This window comes from Bacillus sp. FAU20, from assembly GCF_056033865.1.
The window spans coordinates 308,093-321,550 of record NZ_JBVYHY010000021.1 but is presented as its reverse complement, the minus strand read 5'-3'; the positions used below and the strand labels follow the sequence as shown (position 1 = coordinate 321,550).

The following is a 13,458-nucleotide window of genomic DNA, read 5'->3' as shown; positions in this document are numbered from 1 at the left end:
TATTACGTAACACCTTTTTATTTATGCATTTCACATTTTCTTCACAAATGATTCACGATAACTTTTCTTCTTTGATAACTTACATAAATATATTTTATGATATAATAACAATCGGCTTTAAAAATGTAAGTTGTATCTATAGTGATAGTTACTATTGTATTAGAAGTTAAGAGGTGGAAGAGAAATAAGAGTTATACTTTACAGAAGTTTATATTTAATCAGGTTAATATTTCGCCCGAGAATCAAACTTCGGAAGTTAAAGTAATGAAAATAGAGCGATGAGGAAGAAAGAAGTGAAATGAGTGTGAAAGTAATGAGAAGATTAGGGACATGGTTATTACTTGCATGTGTGGTTATCATATTGATACCGAAAAGTGCATCTGCTCATGCGTACGTTGTGAAATCAAACCCTACTGAAAATGAAACATTGAAGAAAGCACCATCTGTTGTGAAAATTGAATTCGATGAGGACATACAAGTTTCAAGTTTTAATACATTGTACGTGAGAGATACATCAGGTAAAAGGGTCGATTTAAAAGATGCTCATATTGATAAAAAAAATAAAAAGCTATTAGAAGCCGGATTAAAAGACAATCTCAAAAATGGTCTTTACTCTATTCAGTGGAAAGTGATTTCAGCTGATGGACATCCAATTCAAGGAGTTATCCCGTTCCGGGTTGGATTAGCGGGAGTGGAAACAGAAACAGACGATATACAAGTGGAAGAGATGGGTTACATCCCACAAATCGATATGATTATGGAACGTGGAATTTTATATACAAGTTTCTCACTATTTATAGGAGTGCTATTCTTTAATCTTATTATGTATAAAGGAAATGCAACCTCGGTTCAATTAAGGAGTAAGAACATAATATGGATTTCTCTATTTGGGATATTGATTAGCTTGTTATTCAATCTACCATTGCAAGCGAAAATAAATGCTGATGTTTCATGGCTAGAAGCATTCAATCCTTTACTATTAAAAGAAACATTACAGCTTTCTGTTTTTGGTTATGTATGGATTACTCAAATGGTTCTCATTAGTACGCTTATAATTGTTACGTATTTTGCGGTGAAGCATGAGAAGTTTTCGTCGTTTAAAGTATGGAGTATTCCAATACTATTGTTTATAGGGTTACTTGTTATGAAGGCCTTTAATAGTCACGCATACGGTTTAAAGTTTAAAGACATTGCTGTCGTTATGGATTTTCTACATTTATTAGCAGCTTCATTATGGGTTGGTGGTTTATCATCTATTATTCTTCTTTTACGTAAAGAGGATAACAAGTGGCATATGTATTGGGATATGATTAAGCGTTTTTCACCGTGGGCAACAGGTGCTGTCATCGTGATTTTAATAACAGGCCTTTTTAACAGTACATTTTTTATTCCAACAATCCACTCATTATTTGATACAAAGTATGGATTGGCTTTATTAGCAAAGATACTATTATTTATTTTCATGGGGATATTGGGAATTGTTCATTATGTGAAAGGGAGAATAAGAGCGCAGCAAGGATTAGGAGCTACGGTGAAAGTAGAGTTTGTCATTGGAATTATCATTTTCGTAATCGTAGCTTTTATGACAAACGTACAGACACCACCGATGCCTCCTACTGGACCATTTACAGAGAGTAAGCAATTAGATAATGGATATGAACTTACGCTAAATGTAAGTCCGAATAAGGTAGGACAAAATAAATTCCATATTAAACTAAAGGATGAAAAGGGACAGCCTGTTACTGATATGGAACAAATGATATTGACGACTCAATCATTAGATATGAACATGGGAAAAGGTTCATTTAAAGTTTCAGTAGTTTCACCGGGAGAATATGAAGCAGAAGGTATGTATATTAACATGACAGGAAACTGGAATATACATGTTCATGGATTAACAAAATCTCTTGATAGTTTCGATACAGATTTTAAATTTATTGTAGGTGGCAGATAAAATTGTACCAATCATGCTGCTAGCGAGCAGCATGATAAACAGATGTTATAGATGAAAAGGAGTAAATAGAAAATGAAACGTATAAAAAAATTAGGAACAACAATGATCGCAACAATTATTGCAATGGGAATGTTTTCGTTACCTGTTAGTGCGCACGTCACTGTAAAACCAGCAACTTCTGACGTTGGTTCTTGGGAGACATATACGATAAAAGTACCAGTTGAAAAAAATGTAGCAACAACAAAAGTTACACTGAAAATACCGTCTGGAGTAGAGTTCCAGCAGTATGAACCAGTGCCAGGATGGAAAGTTGAGGAGCAAAAAGATACAGCTGGAAAAGTTAAAACTGTAGTATGGGAAGCAACAGGAGAAGGGATTTTACCCGGTCAGTTCCAGCGATTTACTTTCGTCGCTAAAAATCCGGATAAAGAACAAAAAATAGCTTGGGATGCATATCAACAATATAAAGACGGAGAAATTGTTGAATGGACAGGCGATGAAAAAGCTGAAAAACCGCATTCACTTACTACAATTGCAAAAGGTACGTCATTAACAGGAGAACATGGTGAAGTTTCTAGTGTAGAAAAGAATGAAGGTACTAGTAATATGCAATTGATAGCAATTGTCTTATCTATTTTTGCGATAGTATCGTCGGTAAGTGCGTGTGTTTTTGTAGTACGTCGTAAAAAGTAAGACGTAAGAAAGAGCCTACAAACAGTAGGCTCTTTCTTACGTTTATTTCAATTCAACTTGCTGCCTTACAGCAAGTGTTTTCGGTTTTATATTTACAAAACAAATACTCACAACAATAAATAATAGTCCGATGAATAAGCTAATGGTAATAGCCTCATGTAAGAAAATTGAACTTACAATAATAGCTATTAGTGGAATGAGGAATGTATAAGCCCCAACTTTACTTGCTTCACCAGCTCCAACAAGTGTGAAGTATGCAAGCCACCCCATTGCAATAACAAAGAATGAAATAAAGAGAAGTACGCTAACAAATGGCATACTCCAAGCGATACTAGACCAGCTTTCAAACTCTGTACCAAATCCAATTAAGCAAAGACCACCAATAATAAGCTGAAGTGTTACCATCCAAATGGCATTAACACGGTGACCAGTCTTCTTAATGAATACTGTGCCAAGTGCCCAGCCAATAGCGCATCCTAACGCGAGAAGGATTCCAATAACAGAAATGTGTCCTGTTAAACTGCTTGAGCTAATAACGCCTACACCAATAAATCCGAGAACAAGCCCGAAAATTTTCAAGCCGTACATTGATTCTTCAAGCCATATCCACGAGAAAATACCGAGTAAAACTGGTTGTAGAAATACAATGGCGGAAAATAACCCAGCAGGCATATATTGAAGGCCGACAGTTTGTAATCCGTAAAATATAATGATGTTAAGTAAGGAAGAAATAACGTATAAATGCCACGTTTCTTTTAAATGTAACTCTTTGTATTTCGGTAATGCGAACAGAAGTAAAATGAATCCTCCAATTAAAGTTCGAACGCCTGCAAATAAAACAGGTGGTGTATAATGCAGGGCAAACTTTGATAAAGGCCAATTGATTCCCCACATGAAAACGAGAAAGGTAAGGATGATGGCCGTCTTAGTTCGAGAAAGCTGTGTCACTGAAAGACCTCCTTGTTGTTATTCATTTCACTATGATATGATATCGACTGTAATAAATAAAATGAATCTTTTTTATGAGGAGTATAAGTGATTAGTTATGACCATTACACAACTGCAAGTATTAATAAAAACTGTTGAGTTAGGTAGTTTTACGAAGGCTGCTAGGGTGTTAAATATGACGCAGCCAGCTGTAAGTCATGCCATTTCAAGTATTGAGTCAGAGTTAGGAGTTACGATTCTTATACGTGATAAACGAAAAGGGCTCCTCGTTACGGATGTAGGAAACAGGATTCTTGTACATATTAGAGAGATTTTGAACGGTGTAGAGAAGATTGAACAAGAAGTTGCGATGGAGAAAGGACACGAAGTTGGAACGATTCGAATTGGTAGTTTTCCGAGTGCTTCTGCACATTTCTTACCCAAAATGATAAACCTTTTTAAGGAGAAGTATCCGAACTTAGAAGTAGTTCTTTGTGAAGGAACGATTAAAGAAGTTGAAGATTGGTTAGTATCGAGGGTTATTGATATAGGGATTGTTATTTTGCCTAATAAAGATATGGAGATTGTTCCATTAACGAAGGGGAAAATGGTTGCTATCTTAAGAGAGGATCATCCTCTCTGTAAGAAGGACGCTCTTACAATTTGTGATTTAGAGAATGAACCGATCATATTATGTAAGGGTGGATATGAACCACCCATTATTGATATGTTTAAACAAGCAAACGTACCACTTCGGGCTGAATATGTAATTTCGACAGTTACTACAGCTTTAAATATGATTCAAGAAGGATTGGGCATTGCAATATTAGCTGAATTATCTTTAACGAATTTACCAAAAAATGTGCAAACGAGAGAATTGGAACCACAAGTATGGAGAGAAATTGCATTAGCTGTTCCTTCATTAAAGGATTCTTCAATCGCTGTGCAGCTATTTATTGAAGAATTTCAATCGCTATTTGCAGAATAAAAAGAGGTGTCTCATATATCATAATGGGACACTTTTTAATTTACTTATAAAAAATCTATGAAAAGGATTGACTTATTTTTCGGTTGTAACTATAATGATTACATCGAGGTGGTGATTACGATGAAAATTAGTAGCCGCTTTTCCATAGCTGTTCATATTTTATCTATTTTGAAAAACAATCCATCTTCACTTTGTACTTCAGACTATATGGCTGAGAGTGTCAATACAAATCCAGTAGTCATTCGTAAAATCATGTCGTACTTGAAACAAGCTGGCTTTGTTTACGTAAATCGTGGACCGGGTGGCGCGGGATTACTAAAGGATTTACATGAAATCACATTGTTAGATGTGTATCATGCAGTGAACGTAGTCGAAGAAGACAAGCTATTTCATATTCACGAGCAACCGAATCCAGATTGTCCAATTGGGGCGAATATTCAAGCGGTGTTAGAAATTATTTTAATTCAAGCACAATCCGCGATGGAAGAAGTTTTGAGAAATATTACGATGGGGCAGTTGTTTGAAACTTTGCAAGAAAAAATGAATGCTTAAATCATATTTATATTTTTTTATCATTAATGTAACTGATTTGATTACAACTATAAAGGGAAGGTGTAAAAGTTATGACTGTAAAAATGAAAGTATACTCAGATTTTATATGTCCGTTTTGTTTTTTAGCAAAAGGTCCATTAGATGAGGTAGCGAAAGAGAAAGATGTAGAGATTGAATGGATGCCATTTGAATTACGTCCAAGTCCATATTCAAAAATAGATCCATGGAATGAACCAGAAAAATTAGGTTCATGGGATGCTTTCATTCTTCCGACAGCGAAGAAGTTAGGAATTGATATGCGCTTGCCACGTGTTTCACCACATCCATATACACATTTAGCTTTCGAAGGATGTCAATTTGCGAAAGAACGTGGACTAGGTAATGAGTATCATCACCGCGTATTCACAGCATTTTTCCAAGAAGAGCAAAACATTGAAGATATTGATGTGTTAACAAAATTAGCGGTAGAAGTAGGACTTCCTGAGGCGGAATTTAAAGATGCTTTAGTAACTCGTAAATATAAAGAAAAGCATCAAGAAGCAATTCAACACGCATATGATGAAGCGAATATTATGGCCGTTCCAACTGTCATGATTGGAGATGAAGTCATTCAAGGGCTTGCTAGTAAAGAAACACTAGAAAGGGTCATTGATAAAGAAATTGAAAAGGATAAAACAAATTCATTTGAAGGTATGCAATGTAATACCGATGGATATTGCTAATTCGCTTGTTATGAAATAACAAAATAAATTATAAAACAAACATTTGGAGGAATTAAAATGTCAGCAACTACAACAAACTTAAAAGAAGCAATCGTGAACCGCCGTTCAATTCGTAAAGTAGCAAAAAACGATGCAATTACGAAAGAAAGAATTGAAGAAGTGTTAAAAACAGCTTTACACGCACCAACATCTTTCAATATGCAAAGTGGTCGTATGGTTGTATTAATGGATGGAGAGCATGAAAAGTTTTGGGATATCGTTAAAGAAACACTAAGAGCCCGTGTACCAGCAGAAAACTTTGAAGCGACTGTAGAAAGACTAAAAGGTTTTCATGCAGGTGTAGGAACAGTGCTATTCTTTGAAGATCAAGCAACTGTAGAAAAAATGCAAGAAAATGCACCATTATATAAAGATCAGTTCCCATTCTGGTCTCATCAAGGAAATGCGATGTTACAACATACTGTGTGGATGCTATTATCTGCTGAAGGAATTGGGGCGTCATTACAACATTACAACCCAATCGTAGATGCTGAAGTGAAAGAAACTTGGAACATTCCGGCAGAGTGGAGCTTAGTAGGTCAAATGCCATTTGGTGAACCAAACGAACAACCAGCAGAAAGAACGTTCTTGCCTACTGAAGATGTAGTGAAATTTTATTAAGAAATACAATATGTAACGAGAAGGAAGCTGTACTTAAAAACAGCTTTCTTTTTTGTAGTGGTGTTAATTTATGCGCATTTAGGGAAGAAATATAAGAAATAATACGGTGAGAAGGGAATTAGAAAAATGAATGATGAGAAAAAATATACAGTGGTAGGTACTGATGTTGAGGAAGTAAAGCGTTTAAATAAAAATTCAGGATTAACGTATAATCAAGTGAAAGAAATGTTAGCAAAGCAAATGCAAAAAAAGAAGTAATTAGATTGAAATCTTTCATTTTTTCATTTAGCATTTTGATTGGAGAGAGTTAAGTAAAAGGTAACTCTCTTTTTTGTATAGCTAAGCATCTTATAGAGTGGAGGAAGCAACATGAAGAAATGGGTAAAGGTAACGCTGTCTATCACTGGAGGCATTGTCTTATTAGCGTGTGCCGGTGGATATTACGTGTATAAAAATTATTTTCCAAAGGAACCTGAGCGTATTGTATATGATAAAGAAAGAGTGCTACAACCGATACATAATCAGCTTAAAGGAATCAATATAGAAAATGTAAAGATAAAAGAAAAAGAAGTCGTAAATGCGACTGTAGATGAGCTTCAAAAAATGATTGATGATGGAAAGTTGTCATATGAAGAATTAACGAGTATTTATCTCTTTAGAATACAAGAACATGATCAAAATGGAATAACATTAAATTCTGTTACAGAGATAAATCCTAATGCGATGGAAGAAGCAAGAAAGTTAGATCAAGAGCGGGGTAGAAACAAAAATTCGAATTTATATGGTATTCCTGTCGTTGTAAAAGATAATGTACAGACGGAAAAAGTGATGCCGACTAGTGCAGGAACTTATGTATTAAAAGATTGGATTGCAGATCAAGACGCAACAATTGTGAAGCAGTTGAAAGAAGAAGGAGCATTTGTTTTAGGAAAAGCGAATATGTCTGAGTGGGCGAACTATTTATCTTTTACAATGCCAAGCGGGTATAGCGGGAAGAAAGGACAAAATTTAAACCCGTACGGTCCGATTACATTCGATACTTCAGGATCAAGTTCAGGATCTGCTACAGTAGTTGCAGCAGATTTTGCGCCGCTTGCAATTGGAACAGAAACGACGGGATCGATTGTTGCACCCGCGGCGCAGCAATCAGTAGTTGGGTTACGTCCATCTTTAGGTATGGTAAGCAGAACAGGAATTATTCCGTTAGCTGAAACTCTTGATACAGCAGGACCTATGGCAAGAACGGTAAAAGATGCAGCAACGTTATTTAATGCAATGATAGGTTATGACGAAAAAGATGTTATGACAGAAAAAATGAAAGATAAAGAAAGAATTGATTATACAAAGGATTTATCGATAGATGGATTAAAAGGGAAAAAGATAGGGCTTCTTTTTTCTGTATACCAGCAAGATGAAAATAGAAAAGCAGTAGCAGAAAAAATTAGAAAAGACCTTCAAGATGCAGGTGCGATATTAACTGATAATATCCAGTTAAGTGCTGAGGGTGTAGATAATTTGCAAACATTAGAATATGAGTTCAAGCATAATGTAAACGACTATCTTTCACAGCAAAAGAATGTACCGGTAAAATCGTTAGAAGAGATTATAGCGTTTAATAAAAAGGATAGTAAAGGACGAATAAAATACGGACAAACATTAATTGAAGGGTCTGAAAAATCTGTTATAACGAAAGAAGAGTTTGAAAACGTAGTGCAAACGAGTCAAGAAAATGCAAGAAAAGAGCTAGATAGGTATTTAGTAGAAAAAGGTTTGGATGCTCTAGTTATGATTAATAACGATGAAGTTCTTCTATCAGCTGTAGCTGGTTATCCGGAATTAGCGGTTCCTGCTGGATATGATAAAAATGGAGAACCAATCGGTGTAGTGTTTGTAGGGAAACAGTTTGGTGAAAAAGAGCTTTTCAATATTGGATATGCGTATGAACAGCAGTCTAAAAATAGAAAAGCACCTAAATTGTAAAAGGTTAAACGAAAAAAAGAGCTCAACTGAAGTAAGTAAGCGGGCTAATATAAATAGAATCTAACAATATAAGAATAAAAAAAGGATTCTTCCTAATTAGTAAGAAAGATTGTCTATAGAAGTTCATAAAATGTAATATATTCAATTTCCATCCATTGAAGGGGGAGGTTAAATCTTAATGAATGAAGTGAAAAATTTCTTTCGAAGTAGAGGGTTTCAACGGTTTCTCGTTTTAATAATATTAGCGTTAGTATTATATGGATTAAAAAGTATGATCAACTTAATATTAATTACGTTTATACTGACATTTTTAATGGATCGATTCCAACGTTTTATTTCAAAGAAATTGAAAGTGGACCGGAAAATTGTTATTGCCTGTTTGTATATCATATTAGTTTCCTTTATTGGCACGACATTGTATAAATATTTACCTGTGCTAACGATACAAATTTCACAATTAATTTACCAATTTAAACTATTTTTTCAAAATCCACCTGATAATGAAATCGTTAAATATGCACTTTCGACAATTAATGGGATGGAAGTATCAAAATATATAGAACAAGGTGTAGATGTCATCTATCAATCGATAGCAAATATAGGGAAGGTAAGTTTACAAATATTATTATCTCTAATTTTAAGCTTATTTTTCTTATTAGAAAAAGAGCGTATTATTACATTTACATCTAAGTTTAAAGATAGTAAGTTAAAAATGTTTTATGAGGAAATTGCATATTTTGGTGAAAGATTTGCAAGATCGTTCGGCAAAGTAATTGAAGCACAGTTTTTAATTGCGGTTGTAAATTGTATTCTTACTGTCATTGCATTAATTGTTTTAGGATTTCCGCAGCTTCTTGTATTAGCTGTTATGATTTTTCTACTAGGATTGATTCCTGTTGCAGGTGTGATTATTTCTTTGTTTCCACTTTGTATCATTGCTTACAACGTAGGTGGAGTTATGTACGTAGTATACATACTTGTGTTCATTACAGTCATCCATGCTCTTGAAAGTTATTTTTTAAATCCGAAGTTTATGTCTGCAAAAACAAATTTACCAATCTTTTATACATTTATGATTCTCATCTTCTCAGAGCATTTCCTCGGAATATGGGGGCTTATTATCGGGATACCAATCTTTATCTTTTTATTAGATGTACTTGATATAAATAATGAGGATGAGACTAAAAAATAAGAAATGATAGAAAATCACTAAAAAGTCATAGGAGATAATGAAAATAAAAAGCAATCCAAAATAAATTGGATTGCTTTTTTATTTTCATTAAAGAACCGGAGCCATTGTTTCTTTCAATACTTGAACAGAGTGGTCGAATTTTAATTCTTCATCTTCACTTAATTCAACCTCTAAAATTTCACGAACACCGCCGCGATTTAAAACAGCAGGTACCCCGATATACACATCTTTTTGACCGTATTGACCTTCTAAGTAAGCTGATACAGTTAATACACTATTTTCGTCGTTTAAAATTGCTTTTGTAACACGTAGAAGTGACATACCGATACCATAATAAGTTGCGCCTTTACGCTCAATAATATGGTAAGCTGCATCACGGACGTTTATGAAAATTTTGTCTAAATCTTCTTGATTATACGTGTTGTCTTTTTCAAGCAATGTTTGTAGTTTTTGGATACCAACGGAAACATGGCTCCAAACTGGAAGTTCAGTATCGCCGTGTTCTCCGATAATATAAGCGTGAATGTTGTGTGGACCAATATTGAAGTACTCACCTAACATATAGCGGAAACGAGCAGAATCAAGCGTTGTACCAGAACCGATTACACGTTCTTTCGGTAAACCAGATTCTTTCCAAGTTACGTAAGTTAAAATATCTACAGGGTTTGTTGCGATTAAGAAGATGCCATCAAATCCGCTATCCATAATACTGCGAACGATTTGTTTAAAGATTTTGGCGTTTTTCTCAACTAAATCTAAACGTGTTTCGCCTGGCTTTTGTGGTAATCCAGCTGTAATAACTACAAGGTCAGCATCTTTACAATCTTCGTAGCTGCCTTTCCATACTCTAGTTGGAGCTGGTGCGAATGGAACAGCATGACTTAAATCCATTGCTTCTCCTTCAGCTTTTGCCTCATTTACATCGACTAAAACAAATTCTTCAGCTACGGCTTGGTTAATCATGCAGTAAGCATAACTACATCCAACTGCTCCTGTTCCTACTAATACAACACGGTTAATACCTTTTTTCATTTCAAAATTCCTCGCAATTTCATTGGTTTTGTTATGTAAGATAATACGTCTTACTTCTATAGAGTCATATCTAGTTTATTACATTTTATAAAAGATATTCAAGTATTTGAAAATGTATCCGTGTAGTTTCTTGCATGAAACATAGGAAGTAAGTTAACCGAATATAATGCAATAAAATCCTTTATTGAAGGGGAAAAGACCATGATGCAGCCATTAACGATGGAAAGAATGCTTCATATTATTAATGTGGGGCTCGTTAAAACGAAGAATCCAAAGCAGATTATTATTGTTGGTGCAGGAATTTCAGGTTTAGTTGCAGCATCATTATTGAAAGAAGCAGGGCATAAAGTAACAATTTTAGAAGCGAATAATCGAATAGGCGGAAGAATATATACGATCCGTGAACCGTTTAGCAGAGGTTTATATTTTAATGCAGGACCAATGCGGATTCCTGATACACACAAGTTAACTTTAGCTTACATTCGTAAATTCAAATTGCCGTTAAATCTTTTTATAAATAAAACCGTTTCAGATATTATTTATACGAATAATATTAAAACGAGATTGAGCATATTCGAAAAAAATCCAAGTATACTTAGATATCCTATTTTAGAGAGCGAAAAAAGTAAAACGGCAGAAGAGTTAATGTTAGATGTATTAGAGCCGATTCTAAATTATATTAAGAAAGATCCTAATAAGAATTGGAGTATTGTTGAGAAAAAGTATAAAGCATATTCGCTCGGCACATTTTTAACTGAATATTATTCAGACGGTGCAATAGATATGATCGGTGTACTTCTTGATATGGAAGCGTATATGGGAATGTCTTTAATTGAAGTATTACGAGAAATGGTCTTCTTTACTTCAACGACGAAATATTATGAGATAACGGGCGGGATGGATGCATTACCAAAAGCATTTTTATCGCAGTTAAATGAGAATATATTTATGCGGTATAAGGTTGAAAAAATTATACAAGAAAATAGCAAAGTGATGATGCAAGTAAACCATGAACAAACTATAGAGAGATTCATGGTTACAGGTGATGTTGCAATTGTTACTATCCCATTTTCAGCTTTACGTTTTGTTGAAATTCAGCCTTACAATCTATTTTCTTATTATAAAAGACGAGCAATTCGTGAATTAAATTACATTGCTGCAACGAAAATTGCGATAGAGTTTAAAAGTAGATTTTGGGAGAAAGCGGGACAGTGTGGCGGTAAATCTATTACCGATTTACCGATACGGTTTACATATTATCCGAGTTATGGCATTCAGACACCAGGAGCAGCTACCGTTTTAGCGAGTTATACGTGGGCAGATGAGGCGTTAACATGGGATAGTTTACCGAATAGGGAACGCATTCGTTACGCATTAAAAAATTTAGCAGAAATATACGGTGACATCGTCTATAGTGAGTTTGTCACTGGAACATCTTTTAGCTGGAGTAAAAATCCGTATTCTTGCGGTGCATTTACAGCTTTCGAACCAGGCCAAGAGCTCGAGTTATTTCCGTATATTACACCACCATCTGGAAAAGTACATTTTGCAGGAGAGCATACGACATTAACACATGGATGGATGCAAGGGGCAATTGAGTCTGGAGTAAGAGTTGCATATGAAGTAAATGAACAGTGAATCTCTTATATTTACAAATGGTCATTCTTTTAATAAAATGATAAATATAAATCGTAATTATTACGCTTTGAATACATTTGAAGTAAAGAAATGGATGGTCGGTTGAATGAATAAAGTGGAGATTCATATATTAGGTGGTTTTTTAGGTAGTGGAAAATCAACATTATTACAAAATTTATTGTTAGCAGAGAAAAAGAAGAATAGAAAAGTTGCAGTATTAATGAATGAAATTGGTGAATACTCGGTAGATACAGATATTATTGGAAAAGAGAATGTTTTAAGAGAACTTCTTAAAGGCTGTATTTGTTGTACGTTAAAAGAAGAGCTTGAAATACAATTACATTCGTTATACCAACAAGAAAGACCAGATGTGATTTATATAGAAACGACAGGTGTTGCACATCCAATTGAAGTGTTAGACGCGTGTGTCTCGCCAATTTTAGCTCCTTTTCTGGAAGTGAAATCAATTGTAGTCGTTTTAGATGCAGTAAGGTGGTTAAACCGAAGTATATTAAGTGCAAATGTACAACAGCTATTGCATGAGCAACTGAAATTTGGTAGTCACATTCTTGTTAATAAAGCAGATTTACTAACAGATGAAGATAAGAACACAGTATTTGAAGAAGTAAAGGCAATAAATGATCATGCGAAAATGTATGAGACAAAGTATTGTAATATATCTTTAAAAGATATAGAGAAAGCAGAATTTCCAAATGATGAGGAACATGAGACACTACATGTCAAACAGCATTTACATATACAAACGATGACGTATCAATTTTCGAAACCGATTGATCAAGACAAATTATATGAATGGCTTTCGAATTTACCAGATAGTATTTATCGAGTGAAAGGTTTTGTGAAATTCCATGGAGATAAATACCCTCACCTATTCCAATATTCGTTCGGAGTACCAACTTTATTAGAACAAGACTTCGGTTTCCCGACAAACTTAGTAGTAATAGGAGAAGGACTAGATAAGAAACAATTGGCTGAAGGGTTAGAGAAAGTAGAACTTAACTCTAATTAAGGTGAAAAGACTAACTTAAAAAATAAGTTAGTCTTTTTGTATGATCATTACTGAAATGAAACAGTATTTTCAATTGGATTGCAGAATATA

The 13,458-nt window shown here is 34.4% G+C and carries 13 protein-coding genes; 11 read left to right on the top strand and 2 right to left on the bottom strand.

Features of this window, described 5'->3' with window-relative positions; genetic code table 11:
* Positions 1-298: 298 nt before the first annotated feature.
* A complete protein-coding gene (locus AC0OM3_RS15420; RefSeq protein ID WP_046945393.1) occupies positions 299-1,954 on the top strand; it encodes a copper resistance CopC/CopD family protein in 1,656 nt (551 codons plus the stop codon).
* 72 nt (positions 1,955-2,026) lie between these two features.
* Positions 2,027-2,647 (top strand): YcnI family copper-binding membrane protein, encoded by a 621-nt coding sequence (locus AC0OM3_RS15415; protein WP_000821401.1) that lies wholly within the window; start codon positions 2,027-2,029, stop codon positions 2,645-2,647.
* A gap of 42 nt (positions 2,648-2,689) precedes the next feature.
* On the opposite strand, the gene AC0OM3_RS15410 is transcribed toward AC0OM3_RS15415, so the two are convergent.
* Complete coding sequence (locus AC0OM3_RS15410) at positions 2,690-3,595, bottom strand: DMT family transporter (protein ID WP_000192815.1); 906 nt, start codon at positions 3,593-3,595, stop codon at positions 2,690-2,692.
* 97 nt (positions 3,596-3,692) lie between these two features.
* Between AC0OM3_RS15410 and AC0OM3_RS15405 the strand changes: the two genes are divergently transcribed.
* From AC0OM3_RS15405 to AC0OM3_RS15375, 7 genes are all read left to right on the top strand, one after another.
* Positions 3,693-4,562 (top strand): LysR family transcriptional regulator, encoded by an 870-nt coding sequence (locus AC0OM3_RS15405; RefSeq protein ID WP_000156773.1) that lies wholly within the window; start codon positions 3,693-3,695, stop codon positions 4,560-4,562.
* A 120-nt stretch (positions 4,563-4,682) separates the two neighbouring features.
* Positions 4,683-5,114, top strand: a complete 432-nt coding sequence (locus tag AC0OM3_RS15400) for an Rrf2 family transcriptional regulator (protein WP_000704073.1) — start codon at positions 4,683-4,685, stop codon at positions 5,112-5,114.
* A 71-nt stretch (positions 5,115-5,185) separates the two neighbouring features.
* On the top strand, positions 5,186-5,836 hold the full coding sequence (locus tag AC0OM3_RS15395; protein ID WP_000216673.1) for a DsbA family oxidoreductase: 651 nt from the start codon (positions 5,186-5,188) through the stop codon (positions 5,834-5,836).
* Between the two features lie 57 nt (positions 5,837-5,893).
* A complete protein-coding gene (locus tag AC0OM3_RS15390; RefSeq protein WP_001277011.1) occupies positions 5,894-6,496 on the top strand; it encodes a nitroreductase family protein in 603 nt (200 codons plus the stop codon).
* A 126-nt stretch (positions 6,497-6,622) separates the two neighbouring features.
* Positions 6,623-6,754 (top strand): hypothetical protein, encoded by a 132-nt coding sequence (locus AC0OM3_RS15385; RefSeq protein WP_000997344.1) that lies wholly within the window; start codon positions 6,623-6,625, stop codon positions 6,752-6,754.
* 111 nt (positions 6,755-6,865) lie between these two features.
* Positions 6,866-8,476, top strand: a complete 1,611-nt coding sequence (locus AC0OM3_RS15380) for an amidase family protein (RefSeq protein WP_046945391.1) — start codon at positions 6,866-6,868, stop codon at positions 8,474-8,476.
* Positions 8,477-8,654: 178 nt separating this feature from the next.
* Positions 8,655-9,668, top strand: a complete 1,014-nt coding sequence (locus AC0OM3_RS15375; RefSeq protein ID WP_001006571.1) for an AI-2E family transporter — start codon at positions 8,655-8,657, stop codon at positions 9,666-9,668.
* A gap of 87 nt (positions 9,669-9,755) precedes the next feature.
* On the opposite strand, the gene AC0OM3_RS15370 is transcribed toward AC0OM3_RS15375, so the two are convergent.
* Positions 9,756-10,700: an L-lactate dehydrogenase gene (locus tag AC0OM3_RS15370; RefSeq protein WP_000715326.1), complete on the bottom strand. Its 945-nt coding sequence runs from the start codon at positions 10,698-10,700 to the stop codon at positions 9,756-9,758.
* Positions 10,701-10,901: 201 nt separating this feature from the next.
* Between AC0OM3_RS15370 and AC0OM3_RS15365 the strand changes: the two genes are divergently transcribed.
* Both AC0OM3_RS15365 and AC0OM3_RS15360 read left to right on the top strand, forming a co-directional pair.
* The gene (locus AC0OM3_RS15365) at positions 10,902-12,338 is read left to right on the top strand and encodes a flavin monoamine oxidase family protein (RefSeq protein WP_000983558.1); all 1,437 of its coding nucleotides are present in this window, start codon (positions 10,902-10,904) and stop codon (positions 12,336-12,338) included.
* Between the two features lie 106 nt (positions 12,339-12,444).
* Positions 12,445-13,368, top strand: coding sequence for a CobW family GTP-binding protein (locus AC0OM3_RS15360; RefSeq protein ID WP_001044945.1), 924 nt, complete (start codon positions 12,445-12,447; stop codon positions 13,366-13,368).
* Positions 13,369-13,458 lie beyond the last annotated feature (90 nt).